Here is a 23,077-nt window from a genome sequence, read left to right as displayed (position 1 = left end):
CATTATTATTCCCCTGATACTGCTAATAAAAGAAGTAATTGTTTTTCTTCCTTTTTATGCGCATATAATCCCCTAAGAAGATGTAAAATCGAGAATGCCAGAAGAACTGTAGTTTTAAATGAGTATAAACGGGCAGGAAAGCGTAAAATCAGAAACAGTGTCAAATAAATAGAGCGTATTATGAATTATTTTTAAAAAAGGAGATTTATTAAAACTTCTTTAGACAATAAGTATTTAATATATGTATTAAATCTTAATGTTGTCTAATTTATGACGCATTTTTCTTCAAATAAGCTGGAAAAGATCGGATTTCATTTGCTAAGCAGGATTCCATTTGCTATATTCTGGACCTCGGTCCCTTAATTTTTCTTCCAGCTTTCACGAGGGTTGAACGTGATATCTAAAATTAAAGACTGTTTTAACGCATCTAATGAAGAATTTTCAGACTGGAAATGGCAGTACAGGCACAGAATTACGACCGTAGAAGAGCTTGAAAAACTGATCCCGCTCTCGGAGCCTGAAAAAGAAGACATAAAAAAAGCTCTTGAAGTATTTCCCATGGCGATATCTCCTTATTACGCTTCTCTTATTGATCCTGAAGACCCGGAATGTCCCATTCGGATGCAGGCCGTGCCCCTTTCAGCCGAACTTCAAAAATCTTCCGGGGAACTTGAAGATCCTCTCTGTGAGGACAGTGACTCCCCTTCGGAGGGGAGCTGCATAACCCACAGGTATCCGGACAGGGTGCTTTTTCTGATCTCAAACCGCTGCGGGATGTACTGCAGGCACTGCACCCGCAAGCGCAGGGTCGGCAACAGGGAATATGATTATTCTGAAAAGGTAATCAGGGAGGGGATCGAGTACGTCAGGGAGCACCCTGAAATAAGGGATGTCCTGCTTTCGGGGGGAGACGCCCTGCTTGTTTCCGATGAGAGGCTGGACTGGCTCTTAAGGGAACTTTTTGATATTCCCCATGTGGATATTGTAAGGATAGGCACAAGGGCTCCTGTAACCCTTCCCCAGCGCATAACCCCGGAACTATGCGAAATCCTTGGGAAATACCCTTCGGTCTGGCTCAACACCCACTTCAACCACCCAAAAGAGATCACTCCTGAAGCTAAAAAAGCAATGAATATGCTTTCACGTGCCGGAATTCCCCTGGGCAACCAGTCCGTACTTCTCAGGGGAGTAAACGACTGCCCTACGATAATCAAAAAACTCTGCCACGAACTCCTGAAAATAAGGACCAGACCTTACTACCTCTACCAGTGCGACCTTTCCTTCGGGCTGGAACATTTCAGGACATCGGTTGCAAGGGGCATAGAGATCATAGAGATGCTCAGGGGGCATACCTCGGGGCTTGCTGTCCCTACTTTTGTGGTCGATGCCCCGGGTGGGGGAGGAAAAATCCCCGTCGGGCCCAATTACCTTATCTCAAATTCGGACAATGGGGTCACCCTCAGGAATTACGAAGGGGTGATCTGCATGTACTCGGAACCTGCAGAATACTCTGCGGTGTGCCAGCAAAAATGTTCAATCTGCGATAAGCACCCCGGGCTTAAAAGTGATACGGGCCTTGCAAAACTCTGCGACGAAGAAAACGATATCATATCCCTCGAACCCGAAGGCCTTGAAAGAAAACAGCGGTTTTGAAGGAAAAACCCGGAAAACCCGGTGTTCCGAATGCAAAAAATGTGTTTAAATACTTAAGGAGGAGTTACTGCGGAAAAAAACGTTCCCTTAACGCTTGAGATTAAAGAAGAACTCCCCGACTACTGGAAAAAAGCAGAGTTGAAGATGCCCGGGGCAAGGGCTGAACTTGTAATTGATTACTACAATAGAAGAATTAAAGTCATGGATTTTACCGGGCTTTTTGAAGAAATCTCCGGGACCCTCGAAGCCCTTGCCGAAGCAGAAGAAATGGGTAAAATAATCGTATACACTCCTCCGGAAAAAGGAAACGAGCCCAAAACCTGCGGATATGCGGAGGAAGGGACCATCAGGGGATACTACGCCGGAAAAGACTGCCATATTTTCTCAAGCTATCCTAAAAACTCCAGGGGAATTTCCTTTCATAAGGAAAAAGAAGACCAGGTAATCAAAAATTGTTTGAGAAAGGGTAGAGGAGAGGGAAAAAACCCACATAAATTAGGAGACTCCCTGAAAAAAGGGCGCTGGAAACTACAAAAAGAGAATATCCGGCTTCCGGAAGAGTACACGCTCAGGCCCGCAGTCCAGGCCGATGCCTCCACAATGGCAACCCTTTACAGTCAGGGATTTCAATTCTATCCCACTCCCCTGCACATGGAAAGCTACCTGCTAAAAACCATGGATTCCAATGTCCTTTACCTCCTTGTGGAAAAGCAAGGGGAAATCGTGAGCCTTGCCTCGGCAGAAATGGACTCCGAAACCGGGAGTGCTGAAATAACCGACTGCCTGACAGTTCCTTCAGAAAGGGGAAAAGGGCTGATAAAAGAGCTTATCACAGCCCTGGAAAATGAACTTTCATGCCGAAACTTCCTGAGTTCTTATACCCTTTGCAGGGCTTCGTCTCCTGGCATCAACGCAGCCTTTGCTTCCCAGGGCTATGCCTACACAGGCAGGCTTGTGAACAACTGCAGGATCGAAAGGGGATTTGAGGATATGAACATCTGGTGCAAGAGGCTGAAATAAATGCCCCTGCAAAATTTATTCCTTAATTTTGCATTCTGTACATCAGGGAAAAACGCTGATTTGCTGCTGGAGTTGTTCTACTGTTTTCCTTGCAGCTTCTTCAGCCAGGTGCATCCTGTGGGCTTTTTGCGAGACAATCCCTTTTGTTGAGTCCTGCAATTCCAGATCTCCCCGTACCAGTTTTTTCCCTTCCGGAGAGCCAGTGTTTACAAAGGCTACAGTTACATTTCCTTCTTTGAATTGTTCAAAATATTTTGTGTCCTCTCCTGTGGAAGTATAGAAGAACAGGATATTCAAGTCCGAAGAAGCGTAAACAGGTGTATAGAGCCCTTCGGATTCGGTTACATTAACCAGCAGAGTCTGGGAATCATATTTTTCCTCCACACTATCTACAACCAAAACTTCCATCCCTGATTTTTCCAGTTCATCCCCGAGGCTTTCAGTTAGGGATTTTAACATGAAATCGTCGCCTTCGACATAGAGGTAGATCCTTCCCGGAAAGTCAATTTGTGGGTCGCCTGTGGAGTAGGCACTTACGACGGAGTTAGCTAGGGTCTCGCTCCGTGCCGCCTTGAAGTCCAGGACATAAAAGGAAGAGAGGACAACTGCAAGGACGAGCGCGGAAAGGACTATTTTCTTTATTGCTGCGTTTTCTGCCATATTTCTCAAAATTATATGTTTATCGTTAAAAAGAAATCGGATTTATGGGGATTAAGGGTTTAAAATGGGAAATAAGGTCTTAAAATGGGAATAAATAATTGTCGGGAAATCGGGACGTACCTGAAAAGAAAATATAGAAAATCGTGTTAAAAAAGAGAAATGAGAATTCCGGATTTGAAATCTCCTGAAGGACAAAACCGGAATCCCGAAATTCAGATAAACACGATGAACAGCACATAGGACACCGTCATCATTGCAAGGGAGTGCTTGAGCCCTGAAGCCGTACTTCCCGAACCCATTTTTCCTGCAACCAGCCCTGAGCCTAAGCCCTGCAGAAGCGCTGCATGGAAGAAGAGAAGGGTATACTCCTTCAGATCAAAGCCTCCCATGGACATTGCCGGATTGCTGGAACCGTCGAGGGCAGGGAGGAAGAACGCAGCAAGCACATATACTATGACCAGGAAGACGCAGAAGGTCACGAAGATGATAAATACATAGATAAACATCTCTGCAGAGCGCTCTTTTTTAAGGTATTTCTCAATATCGGCATCATCCGCAACCGTGCTGATTACCTGGTGGATATCCCCTGTGGATTCGCTTGCTTTGGCTATGAGGGTCAGGCTGCGCCGAGTCATGTTTGTCCGTATCCTGGCTTCAAAACGTTTCAGGGCTTCTACGAGGTTTGAGTTCCAGCGGATATCCGCAACCGTACATTTGATTTCGGATTTCAGCCTGCCCATATTTGACTGGGCTGTAATGGCAATAGCATCGGCAAGTAGAATCCCTGTCCCGTTTATACTTGCAAGCCTTTTAAGGAACTCCGGGACCTGATCCTCAATCTGCCTGATCTTCCGAACTTCGATTTCGTGGAAGATAATGTAAGGAATGAAAAGGACAAGAATGGTTACATAGATATAGTCGTCAAGGGTAGATGCAGTTTCAACAAACCCTCCATAGTAAGGCCTGTGTTCCAGGAAAGCAGAACCAAAGTACACGAGTGCAACGGGAGCGCTTATTACAAAAGCACATGCTGGCCTATCAAGCATAGTCTTTATAGGGTGCAGGAGCACACTTTTGACCCTGTATACCTTTTCAAAAAACTCCATTTTCTTAAGCAGTTCCTCATCTTTTTCTGTTATTGGCTTTACCCTGACATCACTGAAAGAATCCTGCTTAACTCCGGAGATTTTCTCCTCAGGCATCTTTTCCGCATCTCCTGTAAGCATATCCAGGAAGACAAGGAAGATCATTGTCCCGAAGGGAATTGCTCCGTATACAAGGATATACAGGTTTGTCGCATCCCCGCTATCAATCATATTCATGACCACGAGGATAACCATAAGGAACAGAGGGCCCACAACGAATACAGTAATATAAACCTCTGCCAGGAGCCCAAGAGTCTCAAGGAAACGCTTTTGTTCTTTATTGGCATTGGATTTATAGAGGTCAGTCTTATTTTTCAGGTAAAGGGTAACGTCTCCTCCGCTGGAAACTATTGAAATCAGGCCGTCTACAAGGTCTTTGAACTGTTCGGAAGGCGTCCTGTCGGCTGCATCCCAGAGAGATGCTTGAAGGTCTTTTCCAAAATATTCTATGTCCCTTATAATATTTCCGAACTCCCTTGAGGCAGTCCCGTAGAGGTGAGAATATTTAGAAAGTGACTTCATGATCTCAAAGATAGTCATGCCCCCGCCCCTCTGCATAACATAGAGAAAAGCTGTTGCATGGGGCATTGCTACATTGATAGCCCGCTTCCTGCTATCAGCTTTCATGGACGGGTATGCCATAATAAGCCCGTAGGTAAGGGCTCCGATCATCGAGAACAAGAGGAGGCCCCCTACAACCGTAAGGATGAAGGGAAGCTGCGCTTCAATAAAAGTAGGGGTATCAACTGCCCTGGTTACCCTGCTCGAAATGCCAAAAGTCGAAACAATGCTTTCCGGGGTGATGCCCCTGAAAATCTGCCCTCCTATCAGTAAACCTGTAAGCCCGCCGAAGACTCCTGCAAGCAGGGAATATAAAATTGCAGTTGAGACATACTGTTCCACAGGCAGTGGAATCTGGGCCTGGCGAAGCTTTATCCTGAACAGGGAAAACCTGTCTTCTTTCTCAAGGATTTTTTCTCCGAAGATCCTGAATGCCAGGGTATTTATAGCGTTCATGGATACCCCCTTAACCGTGGTGCAGTACCATATCCCGCAAGGTGTCATTTTCAACCGCTTCCATTACAAGCTGCGGGTTTATGGCATACATGTGCACTATCAGGGAAACACTCACGTAATCACGGATCTGTTTTGCTGTCATGTAGGCAAGGATCTGTTCCCGGTTTTTAAATTCAATAAAGAGCTTCTCTGGTTTCCAGCCCCTTGCTTTCATAATCTCATTAAGCACATAGGAATCCCCGGCCCGCTTGAAGTTGTCATGTACCGGGTCCCAGCGGTAAAATTCATTGATCCTGAGACTTCCTGACCTTGCATCAAGCCCTGTAATCTCTACAATGGTGTTGGTTCTCCTTACCCTGGTCTCATTGACATAGGTCTGTATCTGGATACTGATTACTCCAAGGGCCTGCATCATCACGTGTGGGACATTGATTGGTTCGTTTTCAAGCCTGTTAACCACTGTCTGTACATCGCTCGCATGCATTGTCGAATAGGTAGTGTGCCCTGTTGACATTGCCTGGAAAAGGGTAAGAGCCTCCTTTCCCCGGACCTCACCCACAATGATATATTCCGGGCGCTGCCTGAGGGCGGCTTTCAGGAGTTCGTACATGGACACCTCTCCGGTACCACCTACCGTGAACGATTTCCTGGTTGCACCTGCGATCCAGTTTTCGTGGTGGAGCATGATTTCCCTGGTATCTTCAATGGACACTACCTTTGACAGCCTCGGAATGAAAAGAGAAATCGCATTCATAAGGGAGGTCTTACCCGAAGCAGTACCTCCTGCCAAAAGTACACTGATGTTGTTTTCAATGGAAATCCAGTAGTAAGCCATCATCTCGATGCTGCATGTCCCATATCTGATAAGGTCAATTGGGGTTATGGGGTCTCCTTTGAATTTACGGATTGTGTAGGAACTGCCCCTTGTTGTGATCTCTTTTCCAAGGATTGCCTGAATCCTTGAGCCGTCAGGAAGAGTTGCGTCTACAATCGGTTCTCCTATGGAGATATGCTTGCCGCTCCTCTGACAAAGCTTGACAACCAGAGAGTCCAGTTCCTTCTCCCCAAAATTGATATTGGTCACGATGTTATTGTGCTTTCTGTGGTAGAGATAGATCGGGATCTCAATACCTGAACAGGAAATATCTTCGATATTCGGGTCCAGAATGAGTGGATTTATCCTTTCGTATCCGATGAAATTTCTCCTGAGGAAATACATTATCTTGTGAATCGAGGGAACTTCCAGGGTACTGTAATACTGGTCCAGAAGCCTCATGCCTCTGTTAATGAGAATAACGTCCTTCTCCTGTCCGGATATCATATCATCCTGGGTAAGAACATCTTCCAGATTGTCCCGGACCCTATCAAGAACGGCTTTTTCATAGGTGGTGAGAGTGGGCTCAACAGCATTATAATATTTCATTTCCATGTTTTCAATTATGCTGATAAAGGCGTAAGGCTCCTCTACCCAGTAGCGTTCTATTTCAGTAAATCCTGCAGGAATTTCATACTCAAGAAGCGGACCGTAGGTATCAGGGTCATATGGGGGGAGAACCCGGATCTCCTCATCCTTAAGACTCTGGATTATTTCTGCAAACTTCTTTTTTGCCCCTTCAGGGGTTTTTACTTCTTTAAAGAACTCTTTAAGCTTATCACTTAATTTTTCGCCTTCTTTGATCCCAACTATATCACGGCCCAGATCCTTCAGATTCCCGGCGAATCCGGATTTTTTCTTAATTTTTGCTTTTTTGGAAATCTTTTTATTTTTACCTGAAGTTCGGACTTTTTTATCCTTTTTTGTTTCCTGCAAACTCTTTAATTCTTCAACTCCACCTTCGTAATCTGGGCTGTTCTCATTGCGAGGGCCGGATGGAGGGAAAATACCTTTGTTTTCGGTTTCAAGAATAAGTTCAACTTTCTTTTCAGGAGCAGTTTCTGCAGAAACAGTGGGTTTTGGTTCAAGAGCTACTTTTGAATAAACGGAAGGGTTCGGTTCAAGAGCCTCACTTTCTTCCGGTGAGGTGGTTTTTTGAGTTCCGGTCGCTTCTACAAACGGAGGAGTTTCCGATATGAATTTATTTATCGGGTTTTCCTCATTCTCAGTTTCCTGAGAAATATTCGTAAATTGAACAGTTTCGAGTACAGGTTTAGGTTTCCGGCTTTCAATCTTGATTTTCATGTCAGGAAGGTCGGTATTCGCGTTTTCTGTATTTTCATTCCCTGTATTATCAGTTCCTGAAGCTTTCGGAAGAATATTTTCCAGATCCCTGTTGTCATTATCAGCCTGAAGGCTGTTAATATTAGCTCTATTCAGAGTATCTTTATAAAAAGTCCTTTTGACAGGCACCTGTAGAAGACAGGATTTCCCTGCCAGAACATCTTCTCCCTCACCTTTATGTATATTCTTGTCTGGTTTTTCTGAGTCATCCGGAGATTTCTCGTTTTTGGAAACCATAGAAGCTCACCCCATCAAGGATTTGTCCCCTCTCAAATTTAGTTATCAGTGTAATATAATGCATAATAAACTGTTTAAATCTTTTCTCTAAGATATAACAACTTTTCAATATTCCTAGTTATATTACTTAATACTTTGTGTATTCTTATATGGCCTTTTTTATTCCTTTTATTGGTATAATAAGGGGAATTTCTGGAATTTTCATTTTTTAATCCTATAAGAAATAGAGTTCAATAGTATTAACCTTTTCATTAATTTATTTCATATGTCTATAATTATCTTTATGCTGTAATATGGGAATTAAATGTATAAATTAAATAAGTAATCGTTTACAGTTTGAAACACAAAAACGAATGTTTTAAAAAGGACCGGAAAATCAAAAGAGATGAAGGGGAAATAAAGTAGAAGTAAAAAGAAGCAAATGAATGAAAAAGAAGCAAATGAATGAAAAAGAAATTAAGAATGAACAATAAGATTAGAGGGAATGTGGATTTTTCAAAGGAGTTTAATCCCCGATGAGGTTATTTCAAACCTGATCGGATTCAGACTGAGGCATGTCCTTCGCATTTTAGGAATCCTTATGTAGCGCTCAATATTCCCTGTATAGGGATTTTCGTCTACCATAAGTCGGAGAGAACCGCTTACCGAGTATTCTGCAAGGTTATGGGTCATCTTTAATGCAGTATCGTCCATGACGAACATAGATGTGCAACCTGCCTTTGTACTCAGGATGAAGTTAAGAGCATCAAACTGGTCCCTGAAATCCTGGGTCGAGAGGCGAAGAGTAAAAACGCCGATATTATCAATGACTACAATATCGGTTCCTTCAGGCACATAATCCGAAAGTGTGGGTAGATCTATCTCCAGACCTTCAGGAGTAAACCCAAATTTGGAAGTCTGGACTTTCTCGGAACGTTTTTGAAAAGCCTTTTCGATGGTCAACTGACCGGATTCATAATATTTAGTAAGCCCAAGGTCCAGCATTTCAGACAGCTCGAGGATATCTTCGGGAAGTTCTTCTGTTGCGACCAGGACACATTTCTTGCCATCAAGGCACGCCCTATGCAGAAAATGAACCGTAAAAGTAGTTTTGCCAGTCCCTGTATCTCCGGTGATAAGAAGAACTCTGCCTGGCAGGTATCCGCCGCCGATCCTGTCGTCAAATCCAGGTATTCCTGATGATATCCGTTTCATTGTTTTGACTCAATCCATTTCTGTGTAGTAAAGCCTTAAAACTCTTGAATTATGAGATTGATGAGAGAGGAAGTAAATGATGAGTGAGGGAGTAAAACTGAACTTTTACTTACTGGGTATAAGGCGAAGTCTTATATAAAATTTACATACAGATGGTTGGGGAAAACTGTAGTAAATAACGGAATATGAAGTGTCGAGAAAAAAATATTTGAAAAAAAGAAACGACGAGAGGGGGACTCGAACCCCCGGGATGCGGGGCATCACGGGATTAGCAATCCCGCGCCATACCGGGCTTGGCTATCTCGTCATATCGAACTTTAGAAACGCGATCCCTAAAATGCATTTCATATATTTAACCTTTTCCGGAGAAAAATACTTTAAATAAATTGTTCATCCAGAAAAATTACAGTTCTTTTATATTACCAAGCTCTTGAAAACTACTAAAGTAATGTGCTTAGTGATGAGCACACCGCAGGTTGTTGTACCTCGAAGACTTCAGTAGGCTGAGATCTCTTCTCCACCCCGCGACCCCGCAAGCGACGGTTGCCCACGGTGAGTCTGCTCCCTTCCGGGCCTCGACCGGTTTCCGCGGTTAGGGCATGAGAACCTGTTTTCCAGCAAGTCCGCATACCTGCACTATCCAAGCAGGACGGGGTTTCTCAGTTGAGATCACAGGCTGAAATCTCTTTGACGCATCTTCCTTTGGCTTCGTCCCCCGCATATCGGCGATTTCGGGTTATAGGTAACGCCGGGCTACCCGGACTAGCTCATCAGCTATACAAAGACATTAGTCACTTATAAAACTATCCCTTCCGATATGTATTTTAAATCCCCCTTTCATAAACAGACAATGCGTCCGGGTAAAATAAATAAACATATCATGAAAGCATTTATTGAGAAAAAATACATATGGGAAAAACCAATGGGCTGGAAGGTTTTTTATAGAATCCTTCTTTAAAATCGATTTTTAAAAGCTATTTTTAAAAGCTATTTTTAAAAGCTATTTTTAAAAATCAACAAAAGGTTAGTGAGAGAGCTTTCCTTTGAAATATATATTATCATGAATAAAACGCCTTATTTATTTATATGCCGTTTTTCAAAGTAATAGATACATAAAATATATGATAAAATATATGCATAAAATTCCAAACGCTTGCAGGGTGTTAAAACACCCTGCAAAATAAATCCACTAGGGGAGTTTGTATGAGATATGGAGTTGCAATTGACCTGGGGACAAGTGGGTATCGGGCTCAGAAGATTGACCTTGATACTCAGGAAATTAAAAGGACAGTAATAACATTGAGAAATCCCCTTCCCGGAGCGAATGTGGTGGATCACATGGACTTCGCAATTCACTATGGTCAGGATCTTGCGCACGGGCTTTCCGTAAATGCGGTAAAGACCCTGCTCCAGACCCTTGATGTGCAAAGCGGAGAACTTGACAGACTTTCAATCTGCGGAAACCCTATTCAGTTATCCATTTTTCAGGGAATCAGCATTGAAGATCTGGCTTATGCAGGGGAACGGAAGAAAAAAAAGTACAATATACAGGAACAGAACAGGAATGCGAGAATAATATCCAGCAGCGAAATTTCGGGGCTTGAGGAATTTAACTGTGAAGTTGTAGTCCCTCCTGCAATAAAACATGAAGTTGGAGCCGATGCCCTTGCCCTTATTATTAAATCGGGCATGCTTAACAGCGATGAGATTTCGATTGCAACGGATTACGGGACAAATGCCGAGATGGCACTCAAAGTAAAAGATATTATTTATACAGGTTCGGCAGCTGCAGGCCCGGCTCTTGAAGGGCAGCAGATAAAGCATGGGACCCTTGCTTCCCCCTTTGCAATTTCTGATTTTGAATTCGAGGACGGAGCATTGAGGAATTATGTATTAAACGAAGAGATGAAACCTTATCCCGGAGATCTTGTAGACCCCAAAACCGGAGAAATTCTTGAAGAGGGGCAGATCAAAGCAAGAGGAATTACGGGTACAGGAGTGATCGCCCTTATAGAAAAAGCCATGGGTCACGGCCTGGTTGAACTCCCAAAAATCAAGACTCCGGACGAACTAATTCACCTGCAGAACAAAATCACTTTCTCGGAAAAAGACCTCAAAGAAGCCGGAAAAGCCATTGGTGCGATCAGGGCGGGGCACATTACTCTCTGTGCGGTTTCAGGTATCGAACTGACAGATATTGATACCGCGTATATGGCAGGCGCTGCCGGCACATATATGGATGCGGAAAAAGCCCAGAAAATTGGCTTGATCCCTTTCTCTACAGGAAAAATTGCCCAGCTAGGGAACACCTCTCTTGCTGTTGCAAGGGAAATCCTGCTTTCGGAGGAAAGGCTGTGGGAACTTCAGGATATTGCAAGTCAGATTATAGGCACTCACACAATGTTTGCGACTGCTCCGGAGTTCCGGGACGCCTATGTCCTTGAACTTGCGTACTGGGAAGAGGGAATGCCCTTTAAGATGTTTAAGAAATTCCTTAAAAAGAAAGGGCTTCCGTCACTTGATGAGCCCATAGAGAACCCTGTGGTAGATAAGCGCGTGGAAAGAGATATTCCTGTACTTGGTGAAGAAGGGCTGTATGTGCTCGAAAGGGTCGGGACCTATATGACAATGGTTGTTGACTGTCCCGAGTGCAGGCAGTGCATAAAAGTCTGCCCCAACGACGCCATTACAATTGACGAGGAAAACAGGGTTATGATAAGTACCGATCTCTGCGAAGGTTCACACTGCCAGAAATGTATAAGAGCCTGCCCACCTGACAAATTTAACTGGGCGAATCTAGAGGTCTTCAAACCACAGCAACAGGAGTAAGATTAATCTGATTGTCAATGGATCAGCACTCAGGTACTTATGATATCGAAAAACGTTATTATACAACACACTCAACAATTAATTTGAGTGATGACGATGGGCGAATCCATCTTAAGGTATTTAAAAGTACCGTTCAGCATTACTCTGGTCTTTATGTATGGCTTAGCAGAATTGACATGAATATTAAGGGATAAACAGGTAAACAAATAAGAACACAATCTGAAATAAATACTATTTGAACCTCAAAAAGGGCAGAATAAGCAAGAGAAATAAGAGAACCCGTTTGTGAAAAGAACACGTTTGTGAAAAGAACACGTTTGTGAGATGAACCCGTTTGTGAAAAGAACACGTTTGTGAAAAGAACACGTTTGTGAGATGAACCAGTTTGTGAATTCAATGTAAAAGTGAGGAGCAACCTTTTTACAAAAAATGAGTTTTGGGCGGTTGTGTACACAATGAACACAAATTATATAAATAACCTCATCATAACGAATTATTGAGGCATCTAATCCACTTTCACACCATAAATCATCTACCACATCTAGCCCAATTAGATTTTTAAGTTACGCAACGCAGTTTTTTAGATGCCTCATTACCCAAATAACGCGAAGCTAACTGGGATAGAAAATCATCATATATAACCTTTTATATTCAATGTTTAAAATACTAATCTGATTTGCGATCTCATCTAGCAGAATAAGTGTATTTTGTACAGAATATTGTACAGAATAAAGCATTAAAGCTCCTGATAATTCAAAAGCTTTAATATCTCTACACAAAATATTTCTCTTTTTATTTCGGTGCATTCAGGTCAGGGCATCAGGAGTACGACTCATTATTCGTGAATACTGTATCTATTTTCTCTACTATACTCATCAGGGTTTAGTTTTTATAATTATATTGGGCTGTAGCTTTGTTTTTTGAGGCAAAAAATTCTATATTCTAAAGCTGAATGAGTATAAATCCTGACATGTAGAGATTTTGATCGAAAATAGATCGGAAATAAGCCCGATAGAAAGAATATCTACGCTTTACCTATGCTTTGAATGATACCTGTAAAGGCTGAGATTTTAAATAATATGCCGTCTTGCTGAAAAATATGGGAAAGACGCTGAAAAGGGTGAATGGGAAAATGAATTATTTAGGAAGAGTCAGGGGTAAAACTAGCACAAATTTTATAAATAACCTCTACATAGGAGTTAATGAGGCATCTAATCCACTTTCACACAGTAAATCATCTACCACATCTAGCCCAAATAGATTTTTAAGTTACGCAACGCCTATTTTTTAGATGCCTCAATCACCCAATTTGAATGAAACTTTTGATAACATCTTCTATTAGTAATAGAGTTTCTCAGATATAAATATTTATATTTAACTCTATCTATAATTATCCCGGGTATTTAGGAGCGTTGAAGGCTAATCTCCGTCATTTCAATGGCGGGATACAGCCGTCAACTGTATTTATTTCGGTATGTTGTGATATTTTTCTTCTTCTTCCTCATCCTATGCCATATTGTCGTTTTTTCCAGCAGCATAATAGGCTCAAGTATGTCAGTTAGACTTTGCTCTTAACTCTAAGTATGAGATTCTGTAGGGAAGTCCTGCATGTGAAACTTTGAACAGTGTTGGCGAGACAAGAATAATAACTGCTCCATGGCGGTATAGCATCGGTTGCGATATCGTAGATGCCTGCGAATTTATTCGCTGGAGAAGTCACTTGTTTGTAGAACTAGGTGCCTGATAAATACAGATTCCAGAAGGAAAACACAGACTATAAACCTCAGTACACAAACATGTTCTTTTATAGATGGATAAAAAAGGGAAATAAAAGGAAAAAGGAAAGGAAGAGGTCAGAGGGAATAAGCTTCACGAAGTTTTACAACGAGTGCTTCGACCTGTTCCACTGCTGTTCCTATATACTTATCAGGGTTTACGAGGTTCTCAATATCTCCTACACTCAGGTACCTTGAAACAGCAGGAGTATCCAGAAGTACCTGTTTGAAATGTTTCCCTGTATCATGGGCTTCCATCGCTGCATTCCGGACAAGTTCATGGGCTTCCTGTCTGCCCACACCTCTTTTTGCAAGTTCTATCATTACAGCTTCACCCATATTCAGGCCTCTTAGCAGTTCCAGGTTCCTGCGGATATTTTCTGGATAGAACCTGAGATTCTCAAGCACACTGATCCCAAGTTTTATGATATGGTCCGTAAGTACACAGGCTTCCGGGAAGACAACCCGTTCACAGGAAGAATTTGTAAGGTCCCTTTCGTCCCAGAGGGTATTGTTAAGAAGTTCAGGCTCAACCATTGCTCTTACGATCCGTGAAAGCCCGCAGATCTGCTCGGACTTTATGGGGTTGCGCTTGTGAGGCATGGTAGATGAACCGACCTGCTTTTTCCCGAAGCTTTCCTCAATCTCGGCGATTTCACTGCGCTGAAGAGTCCTGATTTCTATGCCGATCTTGTCCAGAGTCGTAACAGTATTTGCCATCCACATAACAAACTCGGCATGCCTGTCCCTCTGGATGATCTGGTTTGATACATCCACAGCCCCGATTCCGAGGTGCTGCATTGTAAGTTTCTGGATCAGGATTCCGGATTTTCCAAAAGCTGCCTGGGTCCCGACAGCTCCGGTCATCTGCCCTACGGTAGCTCTCTGAGTCAGCTCGTATAAGCGGTCCAGATGCCTTGAAATCTCAGAAGCCCAGATTGCAAAACGGAGCCCATATGTTGTGGGAACGCCGATCTGCCCATGTGTCCTTCCGCAGCAAACCGTATTCTTGTGGGCTTCTGCCTGGTTTACCAGAACCCTGAGCAGGATTTTGAGTTTATCTTCCAGTATATCGATTGCGTCCTTTATCTGGAGAGCTGTTGCTGTGTCAAGGATGTCGTTTGAAGTAGCTCCGAAATGGACCCACTTTCCTGCATCGTCTCTGCACTGCTCAGAAATCGCAACAACAACCGCCATCATGTCGTGGTGAATCTCGGCTTCGATTTCGTCAACTCTTTCAGCTTTTACAGAGGTAATGCATTCGGAGATGACCTCAGCCGCTTCTGCGGGGATAAGTCCCATATCCGCTTCTGCCCGGGCAAGGGCTGCCTCGGTCTGTAAGATCCTAGCAAGTCTGTTTTCCTGACTCCATACGTATTTCATTTCTGCTGTACCGTACCGGTATTCTATAGGATGAATAGCCACATCAATCACCTTACTGGAATCGGGAATTTTATTTAATCCCGGATCTACTTTAAGCCTTAATTGTTCTTAGTTTTTTAATAGTCTGAATTTTAGTATTTTTTCCTGAATAACCTTAAACTAAATTATCCTTTAGGCTAAATTATCCTTAGCCTAAATTATCCTTAGCCTAAATAATTCCTGGCAGTATAGAGTTTCAATATTCACTTCACAAATATCATATAAACCTGCTAACCGGTAGTCTAATATTTCAGTTACTGCCGGAACTGCAAATCTTAACAATACCACTGATGTCAATAATTCTAGTATCATTACTGTTCCGCAGCCGTTAACTTCAGCTTGCAGAGTACGGAATAAACAACAGAACCAATAAATAAACTTTGAGTCTGCAGGATCGAACAAAATCGGGGCATGTGAATGAGAAGAGAATAGACGAAAAGAAAGGGTTACAAATTCAGCAGGTAGCGTAATTTTTTAATGAAAAACATTATATGCCTTAACATCCTTTAAGCGGGCTATCTACCGTATCAATAATAAAAAATAATAGCAGGTGACAAAAATGGCTCGTTTTCCAGAAGCAGAAGAAAGATTATTAAACAAAAAAATCTGCATGAAGTGTAATGCCAGAAACGCTGTAAAGGCAACCCGCTGCAGAAAATGCGGCTACGGTGCTCTTCGCGTGAAATCTAAGGAATCCAAGGGAGCATGATCTTTTTTGCAGGTGGAAGCACACCTCCAGAAAATTATTGAACAGGACGGAAAAGTTCATCTTACCCTTATCGACCCGGCGTCCCAGACGCCCGAACGAGCCGCCGAAATTGCTCTTGCAGCAGTTGAAGGAGGCACAGATGCCATCCTGATAGGGGGCTCAACCGGAGCGTCGGGAACCCTATTAGATGAAACTGTAATAAAGATTAAAGAAAAGGTAAATGTCCCCACCATCCTTTTCCCGGGAAGTTCAGCAGGGCTCAGCAGGTATGCAGATGCCGTATTTTTCATGAGCCTCCTGAATTCCAGAGACTTAGGGTATGTGATTACAAACCAGGTGCTTGGAGCTCCGCTTGTATACAGAAGCCAGATTGAGCCAATCTCCATGGCATACCTTGTGGTCGAACCCGGAGGCACTGTTGGCTGGGTAGGGGACGCAAAACTGATCCCCAGGAAGAAACCTGAAATTGCTGCGGTCTATGCCCTTGCAGGCAAATATCTTGGCATGCACTATACCTACCTGGAAGCAGGATCCGGAGCCGATACGCCTATCAACCCCGAAATGATAGGGGCTGTCAAACACGTACTCGGAGAAAACAAACTTATTGTTGGCGGCGGGATCAGAGACGCAAAAACCGCAAAGCTCTGTGCTTCTGCAGGTGCGGACATGATTGTCACCGGCACGATTGTTGAAGAAGTAAAGGACGTAACTGCAAAGGTGGCTGAGATTGTATCTGCCATCAAAACCTGAACTCTTATAAAAGTTCTCACGGGTTTGCTGCCTGCTTTTCGGCAATCAAAAAGATTCTTTTTATTATTTTACTATTTACTTTTTACTTTTTTGAGTTTCGTTTTTAGAGAGCTTTGTTTCGTTTTTAGAGAGCTTTAGCTGTCTCGACTTCCTGCTCTCTCCGGCTGAGTGAATTAAATAGTATTCGGCAGTTCAGTCACGGTGCAGATTAAGTATAATAGCGATGACCTGCCAATAAAAACCGGGGGCCTGGTCTCTGAATAAAGGCCAGAACCAGCAGAAGAAAGGACAAAATAGGAGGAATAATCTGGACGTAAGAGAAGAAGTCCATGAACAGATTCTGGAAATCCTTACAGGTGCAAAATTTCCAATAAACACGCTGGAGGAATTAATTGCTGCTTTGCCCGAGGGGCTGGACACCACATGCATGATAGGCGGCACTGAAGTCACGGCAGCAGAGGCGAGAAGCCTGATTACTGAAAAGGACTTTCCATTCAAAGATGCAAAACACGTAGCAGATCTCCTGGTTGAAAGAGCAGGGCTCTAAGTTTGAGTTATGTCTTTTACATGGATTTCAATACCGTCGGTGGGGAAACCAGCCTGTGAAGCGTCAGGCTGAAATTATTTTTTAGCTCCTGAGAAAGCCTGAACTCTCATAAAAAGGTATTAAAACTGTTCTGGAAGTCGCCTGCTAAAAAATTGTCTATACACACCGGGATACCTGCTGCATTACAGGACTTCACTTTAATGTAACCCTTACTTATACCGAAACTTTTTATTTCTGAAACCGTTTTTATACTTATAAACTATCCTAATGCTTAACTTTCTGGAATCTGTAACAGCATCAATTTACAGGCAGCCGATTGTAATAAATAGTTTTAAAGGTAATATCTCACTCCTATTTTAGTATCATTCTCCTGTTAACACAAAATGTTCTATTAATATGATAGGGTCCGAAGGAGGCATGTTCAGAGCAGACAACTCTTCGTGCAGCGAATACAAAGTCTGCAGAAATCCGGAGGACCCTTTAACTTGCAATAAACACTAAGAGGTATGATTATGATCAGGATTTCCAATCTGGTAAAGGATTATGAGGTACGTTCCGACAAAATAAGAGTATTGGACCATATCGACCTCACGGTGAAGGACGGAGAGATTCTCGGAATTACAGGTCGAAGCGGAAGCGGGAAATCGACCCTGCTCCGCATTATCCGGGGAGTTGAGCCCTTCGATGAAGGAACTGTGGAAGTTGATGGGGAAACTGTGAGCCATGATTCAGGGATTGAAGGAGTAAATTTCCTGAAAAGCGTTACCGCGATCCACCTCCAGCGAAATTTTGGACTCTGGAACGGTCCTGCAATAGAAAACATCATAAGGAAACTGAATTACCTCCGAATAGGGCATGAAGCCCTTCCGCATAACGAGACTGAAGTTTATGACGATCTCTTTGCCGAGGCGATGGAGTACATGAAACTTGTGGGCCTGGAACACAAAGCCCTTCACTCTACCAATCTCCTCAGCGGAGGGGAAAAGCAAAGAGTTGTAATGGCAAGACAGCTTGCTGCAAAGCCCAAAGTCCTTCTCCTGGACGAGCCTGTAACAATGACGGGACCGGATACAAAGCAGGAAGTCCTTGATGTGATAAAGGGCCTGAAAGAGAAACTGAATATCCCGATTATAGTGGTCTCCCATCTTCCTGAAATCCACGCCTATCTTGCAGACAGGCTTATATTCCTCGAAAACGGAAAAATCGCAGCTGATGGAGAACCTACCTGGGTTCTTAAAAACTTCCTTAGAGACCTGAAACCCAGGGAAGAGCTCTCAGAGCCCGGGAATAAGGAAGCCTGCATAAAAGTAAGGAATATTTCAAAACGCTATTCTCTTATCAGGATGGGGGAAGTCCTCAATATCAAAGACTTCTCTCTGGATGTTTATGGGGGAGAGATTCTGGCATTTATCGGTCCGTCAGGAGCCGGAAAGACAACCATTATGAAATTAATGGAAGGGCTGGTCACGCCAAAAAGCGGGTCTGTCGAGTATTTATGCAGCGGGGACTGGGTGGATGTTACCGAGTATAGTGAGAAGCGCATGGAACTCCGGCGGATCATGAGCGTTATGAACCAGGAGTTCTCAATGTCCGTAAACTCCACTGTAAGGGAACAGATCCGCTTCAGGCTGAGCATGAAAAAACAGGGTGCAATTGAATATGCGAGAAATAAAGCCAGGGAAATGGGACTTTCGGATGAGACTCTGGATACTATCTACCGCCTGCCCGATATGCCTGAAGAGGAAAAGACTACCGCACTCAGGGAGCTGAACCTCAATGACACGGTTTACTTCGAACTCTTCCCCACAATTCCGATAACTGATATCGATACCTATGCAAAGCCGGTATTCGAAGCCCTTGATCTGCCAATGGAAGTCCTTGACAAAACTCCTTACCAGATAAGCGGGGGAGAACATGTCAGGGCTTTTATTGCCCTGAGCCTCGCCACCTCTCCAGAATACCTTATGCTTGACGAACCTTTCGGAGACCTCGACCCTGTAACCCTCAGGGACGTGACAAATTCATTAAAAAGGATCAATGAACGCTTCGGCACGACCATTGTACTCGTGAGCCACCACATGGACTTTGTCCGGGAAGTTGCCCACAGAGCGGTATTAATCGAAAACGGAGCCCTTGTAATGGATGGAAAGCCGATTGAAGTCTCTCAGGAACTGATCAACAGGAGCAATGCCCCTTACATGGAGCACAGCCTGGAAGACCTCATTGAAGGCAACTTAGAAAGCCAGTAATTTAAGAGTCTGCTCAAGACTCTTTTTCTTATTTTATTTCGGCATTTCCAATTGAGTTCCTCTTCTTTAGATTGTCTGCCAATTGAGTTCCTCTTCTTCAGATTGTTTGCCAATTGAGTTCTTCTTCAGATTGTCTTAAAAATCGGGGCAGATAAAAACACATTATATTTATGCCTTCTTTTTTTTATATTCTTCTCGAAGTTTGTCCCACTCCTCGTTTCCGAATTTTATGTACAGGCTCGGAGGTACGATTTGTTTCTCAAGATCTTTAACTGTTTTTTCAGAAAGTTCCTGATTTTCAATAACCTCTTTTCCGGCGGAGATGAGCAGCTTTTTGTATTTTCCTATCAGCGGTTTTAGAATGATATTGTTTTTGCCCCTGAATATTTCCCCTTCTCCCCTGTAGATTTCTGCAATCAGTTCTGTGTGAAAAGTTCTTGCTAGCCGCCTGAAATAAAGGCGTTCGACCTCAAAATTTGTTTGTCCGGGCAGCCCTGCATTCGAAATCACAACGAATTTCGGATACTTCTCGTAACGCTTAGAGTGCCTGTATTCCCCCATTGCATCCTCTTCAAAGTGGGGCAAAAGGGCAGGAGTAAGTCTATCTATGAATTTTTTCATTATGGAAGGGACGTTATCAAAATATACGGGGCATGCAAAGACTACGATATCCGAAGCCATAAATCTGGGAAGCAAATCATCCATATCATCGCGAATAGTACACCTTCCGGGTGTCTTGAGCCAGCACTCAAATTTCCCCCTGCAGTGCCTGATATCCTTCTCGGCAAGGATTATATTTTCAGTTTCTGCCCCGGCTTCTTCTGCTCCTTTCAGAAATTCCTCAACCATGATGAGCGTATTTCCTTCTCTACCTTTATGGCTCCCGCTGAACACTGTTACTTTCATATAACAACCCCCTGTTACTCCATTAAATTAAAACTGGTGAGCCGTCTCTTCTCCGGCTCAGAATCTTCCGAATCCTTTGAATCCCCCGAATCCTCCGAATTCCCCGAATCCTTAACTCGTTTTCAAAATCCTTTATCTGCACCCGTAAAGAGATCCTTCTTTCTACCTACCAGTTTCGTTTCTGTCCTCATTAATGTTTTCACTAAACTTTTTTCCCACGCACCATGCTTTTCCCAGATGCTTTCCGATTCCCCAGTAGTTATTGTCGTACATTGAAAAAACAATGGGTTCAATCTTTTCTATATCAGGAACTCCATTACAGAGATACCGTTCTTCTGCATAACTTTCCACAATCTCCCCGATGAAAACCTCGTTAGTCCCGCCGAAGTCAAGGGTTTCCACGAGCCGACATTCAAGGTTTACAGGGCATTCCCGGATCATTGGAGCTTTTTCGAGCTTTCCGTAGAAAGTTTTGAAGATACCTGATTTGTCTACCTTTTTCCCGGAAACTATGCCACAGTAGTCTGTAGCTTCAACTATGTATCTGGAAGGAATATTCACGCTGAAGCAATTGTTTTCCCTGATTCCTTCATTTGTATAGTGCATTTTCCCCAGGGTAACTGCGATCATAGGGGGACTTGCCTGAACAATTCCGCAAAAAGCAATTGTCAGGTAGTTTGGCTTTCCTTTCACATCGGCACCCACGAGGGTAGTGGGCATAGGATAAAGAAAATTCTTGGCTCCGATGGCTTTTTTCTCTCCGATTTCCATCCTTTCATCCTCCTCAGAGGTTAAGTAAATTGAAATTCTCCTGAGATGTAATTAGTATTCCGGTTTTGAGCGATATCTTGATAGATATATAATTCATCGAAATATAAATGCCCTGTGAGAATTTGAAATGGAACCTGGCGGTTAGGGGAAAAAGGAATTGAAAACGATTCAGTGGGACAGAGGTACAAAAAAGGAAAGTTTGCAAGCAGGAAAAACGATGGGCTGGTGTGAACAATAGCACACCTGTTAGTCGTTTACTCATGCCTCAAAGCATCTACAGGAGCCAATTTTGCGGCCTTGCTTGCGGGATAAACCCCTGCGGCAACGCCCACAACTATAGCAACTATGAGGCCTGCCACAAAAATGTAAGGGGAATAAAGGAAGGGAAGGTTAAGGAGGTTTGTGGCGGCATAAGCCCCTCCTACTCCCACTCCTACTCCAAGGAGACCTCCGAAGAGGCTGATGATAATGGATTCTATGAGAAAGAGCAGAAGAATATCAGTGCTTGAAAAGCCAAGTGCCTTCATGATCCCTATTTCCCTGGTGCGCTCAGTAACCGTTACAAGCATTATGTTCATTATTCCTATCGAGCCCACAAGCAGGGAGATAAGAGCTACTGCAACAAGGAAATTTCTCAGGGTATCAGCAAGCTGGTTTGTTTGCTCAAGGACATCCGCCTGATTGAAAATCCGGTAGGGCTTCGCGTCTTCATCGTTGATATCCCTTGAAGATACTCCAAAGTTCCGGGCAAGCCGCTTATCCACCTCTTCCGAGACTTCTACCACTTTCTCGATGTTGTCGGACATGGCAAAAAAGGCCGAGAAATCATCTTCTTCTAGCATCTGGTTGATGGTTGAAACTGGGATAAAGATGCTCACATCCCTATCAATCCCCCCTCCGACGAAAGATGTAGCAGGGCTTTTAATGATGCCTTTCACCTTGAACTTCCGGGTCACCGTCCTGCCCCCTTCAAGACGCAGGGTAATGTCTATAGAACTGCGGGTGGATATGTTCCTATCAAATTTTTCGTTTGCAACTTTGGACCCGATTGCTGCAGAAAACGCATCCTGGTCACTTATGAAACTGCCGCTTTCCATAATGATATTGGCAGTATCCTCATAGTCTCCAGTTACTCCCGCGATGTCTATATTTTTATTCTGGGAAAAAGAGGTTACCACCCCAAGCTGCTGTTTTATGGGAGAAACCCCGCTGATGCCGGGAGTTTTTTTGATTATTTGAAGCTCATTGTTGTAAAAAAGGTTAGGTTCCTGGCTGTAAATAATAATAAAATTGGAACCCTGGGCATTTATCTCCTCTTCAAAAAAAACATTGAAACTCTCCCCAAGAGAGACGTTCGCCACCACCGCAGCAATCCCTATGATAATGCCAAGGGTAGTCAGGCCTGAGCGGAGCTTTGCACTCGCTATGCTCCCAAGAGAGATACCGATAGCTTGCCTTACCTTCAGCATACATCCTCCCATTTTAGAGTTCCGGGCTGCTTAAGCTCTGAATCCTATTTTCGACAGGTATATAGGGAGATTAAGGGTCTTCAGCCCTCAGGCAGTCCATTGAGGATTAATTTCTACAAAACCCAGCAGATATTAATGTACAATATTTTCCCGTAAATATTAATGTCCAATATATCCCCGTAAATATTAATGTCCAATATTCCCCTGTAAATATTAATGTACAAATATATAATAAATCATTGTTGGAAGAAATAGGGGTTTCGATGGGTACTCTGCTCTAAGGTACTCATGCAACACAGGCGTTAAAAACAGAACAAACTTCCAAACATTACAAATTAGCACATTTCTTATATATGCTGATGTTATATGATAGGAAATATAAGCATATGTATGAAATACTGAAAGTTAATAAGAAATAAAAGATAAATAAATATCATTTTGAGAATTTTATAAACATTTTCTAAACACTTTAAACTAGATTTTGAGTGCTGAATGTTATCATTTAT

15 protein-coding genes, 1 tRNA gene and 1 other RNA gene are annotated in these 23,077 nt (G+C 43.1%); 7 read left to right on the top strand and 10 right to left on the bottom strand.

Going from position 1 to position 23,077, the window contains the following annotated elements:
* The first annotated feature begins 393 nt into the window (after positions 1-393).
* Positions 394-1,653 carry a lysine 2,3-aminomutase gene (ablA, locus tag EO93_RS13275; protein ID WP_048134030.1) on the top strand — a complete coding sequence of 420 codons (1,260 nt, stop codon included), beginning with the start codon at positions 394-396 and terminating at the stop codon, positions 1,651-1,653.
* A gap of 144 nt (positions 1,654-1,797) precedes the next feature.
* Positions 1,798-2,673, top strand: coding sequence for a putative beta-lysine N-acetyltransferase (ablB, locus tag EO93_RS13270; protein WP_048162976.1), 876 nt, complete (start codon positions 1,798-1,800; stop codon positions 2,671-2,673).
* 42 nt (positions 2,674-2,715) lie between these two features.
* Here the strand turns inward: ablB and EO93_RS13265 are convergent, their stop codons facing one another.
* The 6 genes from EO93_RS13265 to ffs all read right to left on the bottom strand — a co-directional run bounded on the left by EO93_RS13265 (position 2,716) and on the right by ffs (position 9,917).
* Positions 2,716-3,333 carry a hypothetical protein gene (locus EO93_RS13265; protein WP_048162973.1) on the bottom strand — a complete coding sequence of 206 codons (618 nt, stop codon included), beginning with the start codon at positions 3,331-3,333 and terminating at the stop codon, positions 2,716-2,718.
* A 212-nt stretch (positions 3,334-3,545) separates the two neighbouring features.
* Complete coding sequence (locus EO93_RS13260; RefSeq protein WP_048162972.1) at positions 3,546-5,495, bottom strand: type II secretion system F family protein; 1,950 nt, start codon at positions 5,493-5,495, stop codon at positions 3,546-3,548.
* 10 nt (positions 5,496-5,505) lie between these two features.
* The gene (locus tag EO93_RS13255; RefSeq protein ID WP_235284266.1) at positions 5,506-7,950 is read right to left on the bottom strand and encodes a type II/IV secretion system ATPase subunit; all 2,445 of its coding nucleotides are present in this window, start codon (positions 7,948-7,950) and stop codon (positions 5,506-5,508) included.
* Between the two features lie 495 nt (positions 7,951-8,445).
* Positions 8,446-9,144, bottom strand: a complete 699-nt coding sequence (locus EO93_RS13250; RefSeq protein WP_048134025.1) for an ATPase domain-containing protein — start codon at positions 9,142-9,144, stop codon at positions 8,446-8,448.
* A gap of 222 nt (positions 9,145-9,366) precedes the next feature.
* Positions 9,367-9,451 (bottom strand) — tRNA-Ser (locus EO93_RS13245).
* A 151-nt stretch (positions 9,452-9,602) separates the two neighbouring features.
* An RNA gene (gene ffs / locus EO93_RS17000) (signal recognition particle sRNA) lies at positions 9,603-9,917 on the bottom strand.
* A 430-nt stretch (positions 9,918-10,347) separates the two neighbouring features.
* Here ffs and EO93_RS13240 point away from each other — a divergent pair.
* Positions 10,348-11,973, top strand: coding sequence for a methylamine methyltransferase corrinoid protein reductive activase (locus EO93_RS13240; RefSeq protein ID WP_048162970.1), 1,626 nt, complete (start codon positions 10,348-10,350; stop codon positions 11,971-11,973).
* Between the two features lie 1,853 nt (positions 11,974-13,826).
* Here the strand turns inward: EO93_RS13240 and purB are convergent.
* Positions 13,827-15,173 carry an adenylosuccinate lyase gene (purB, locus tag EO93_RS13235; RefSeq protein ID WP_048163018.1) on the bottom strand — a complete coding sequence of 449 codons (1,347 nt, stop codon included), beginning with the start codon at positions 15,171-15,173 and terminating at the stop codon, positions 13,827-13,829.
* A 556-nt stretch (positions 15,174-15,729) separates the two neighbouring features.
* On the opposite strand from purB, the gene EO93_RS13230 reads away from it, so the two are divergent.
* From EO93_RS13230 to EO93_RS13215, 4 genes are all read left to right on the top strand, one after another.
* Positions 15,730-15,879, top strand: coding sequence for a 50S ribosomal protein L40e (locus EO93_RS13230; RefSeq protein ID WP_048134021.1), 150 nt, complete (start codon positions 15,730-15,732; stop codon positions 15,877-15,879).
* Between the two features lie 6 nt (positions 15,880-15,885).
* Entirely contained in the window at positions 15,886-16,629 is a 744-nt protein-coding gene (locus EO93_RS13225; RefSeq protein WP_048134019.1) for a geranylgeranylglyceryl/heptaprenylglyceryl phosphate synthase, read from the top strand.
* 256 nt (positions 16,630-16,885) lie between these two features.
* Positions 16,886-17,176 carry an MTH865 family protein gene (locus EO93_RS13220; RefSeq protein WP_342764210.1) on the top strand — a complete coding sequence of 97 codons (291 nt, stop codon included), beginning with the start codon at positions 16,886-16,888 and terminating at the stop codon, positions 17,174-17,176.
* 512 nt (positions 17,177-17,688) lie between these two features.
* Complete coding sequence (locus EO93_RS13215) at positions 17,689-19,425, top strand: ABC transporter ATP-binding protein (protein WP_048134195.1); 1,737 nt, start codon at positions 17,689-17,691, stop codon at positions 19,423-19,425.
* Positions 19,426-19,593: 168 nt separating this feature from the next.
* On the opposite strand, the gene EO93_RS13210 is transcribed toward EO93_RS13215, so the two are convergent.
* The 3 genes from EO93_RS13210 to EO93_RS13200 all read right to left on the bottom strand — a co-directional run bounded on the left by EO93_RS13210 (position 19,594) and on the right by EO93_RS13200 (position 22,571).
* The gene (locus tag EO93_RS13210; protein WP_048162969.1) at positions 19,594-20,331 is read right to left on the bottom strand and encodes a flavodoxin family protein; all 738 of its coding nucleotides are present in this window, start codon (positions 20,329-20,331) and stop codon (positions 19,594-19,596) included.
* Between the two features lie 162 nt (positions 20,332-20,493).
* Positions 20,494-21,102 (bottom strand): flavin reductase family protein, encoded by a 609-nt coding sequence (locus tag EO93_RS13205; RefSeq protein WP_048134007.1) that lies wholly within the window; start codon positions 21,100-21,102, stop codon positions 20,494-20,496.
* Positions 21,103-21,356: 254 nt separating this feature from the next.
* Positions 21,357-22,571 carry an ABC transporter permease gene (locus EO93_RS13200; RefSeq protein WP_048163016.1) on the bottom strand — a complete coding sequence of 405 codons (1,215 nt, stop codon included), beginning with the start codon at positions 22,569-22,571 and terminating at the stop codon, positions 21,357-21,359.
* Between the last annotated feature and the right edge of the window lie 506 nt (positions 22,572-23,077).

It is taken from the genome of Methanosarcina sp. 1.H.A.2.2, assembly GCF_000979975.1.
In the GTDB taxonomy this organism is placed as follows: Archaea; Halobacteriota; Methanosarcinia; order Methanosarcinales; family Methanosarcinaceae; genus Methanosarcina.
This window is presented reverse-complemented; position numbering and strand designations above follow the sequence as displayed.

Coding starts and splice junctions, on each gene's coding strand:
- EO93_RS13260 (WP_048162972.1), bottom strand. CDS start 5,495: ATGAACGCTATAAATACCCTGGCATTCAGGATCTTCGGAGAAAAAATC.
- EO93_RS13210 (WP_048162969.1), bottom strand. CDS start 20,331: ATGAAAGTAACAGTGTTCAGCGGGAGCCATAAAGGTAGAGAAGGAAAT.
- EO93_RS13265 (WP_048162973.1), bottom strand. CDS start 3,333: ATGGCAGAAAACGCAGCAATAAAGAAAATAGTCCTTTCCGCGCTCGTC.
- EO93_RS13230 (WP_048134021.1), top strand. CDS start 15,730: ATGGCTCGTTTTCCAGAAGCAGAAGAAAGATTATTAAACAAAAAAATC.
- EO93_RS13240 (WP_048162970.1), top strand. CDS start 10,348: ATGAGATATGGAGTTGCAATTGACCTGGGGACAAGTGGGTATCGGGCT.
- EO93_RS13250 (WP_048134025.1), bottom strand. CDS start 9,144: ATGAAACGGATATCATCAGGAATACCTGGATTTGACGACAGGATCGGC.
- EO93_RS13200 (WP_048163016.1), bottom strand. CDS start 22,571: ATGCTGAAGGTAAGGCAAGCTATCGGTATCTCTCTTGGGAGCATAGCG.
- EO93_RS13215 (WP_048134195.1), top strand. CDS start 17,689: ATGATCAGGATTTCCAATCTGGTAAAGGATTATGAGGTACGTTCCGAC.
- ablB (WP_048162976.1), top strand. CDS start 1,798: ATGCCCGGGGCAAGGGCTGAACTTGTAATTGATTACTACAATAGAAGA.
- EO93_RS13205 (WP_048134007.1), bottom strand. CDS start 21,102: ATGGAAATCGGAGAGAAAAAAGCCATCGGAGCCAAGAATTTTCTTTAT.
- EO93_RS13255 (WP_235284266.1), bottom strand. CDS start 7,950: ATGGTTTCCAAAAACGAGAAATCTCCGGATGACTCAGAAAAACCAGAC.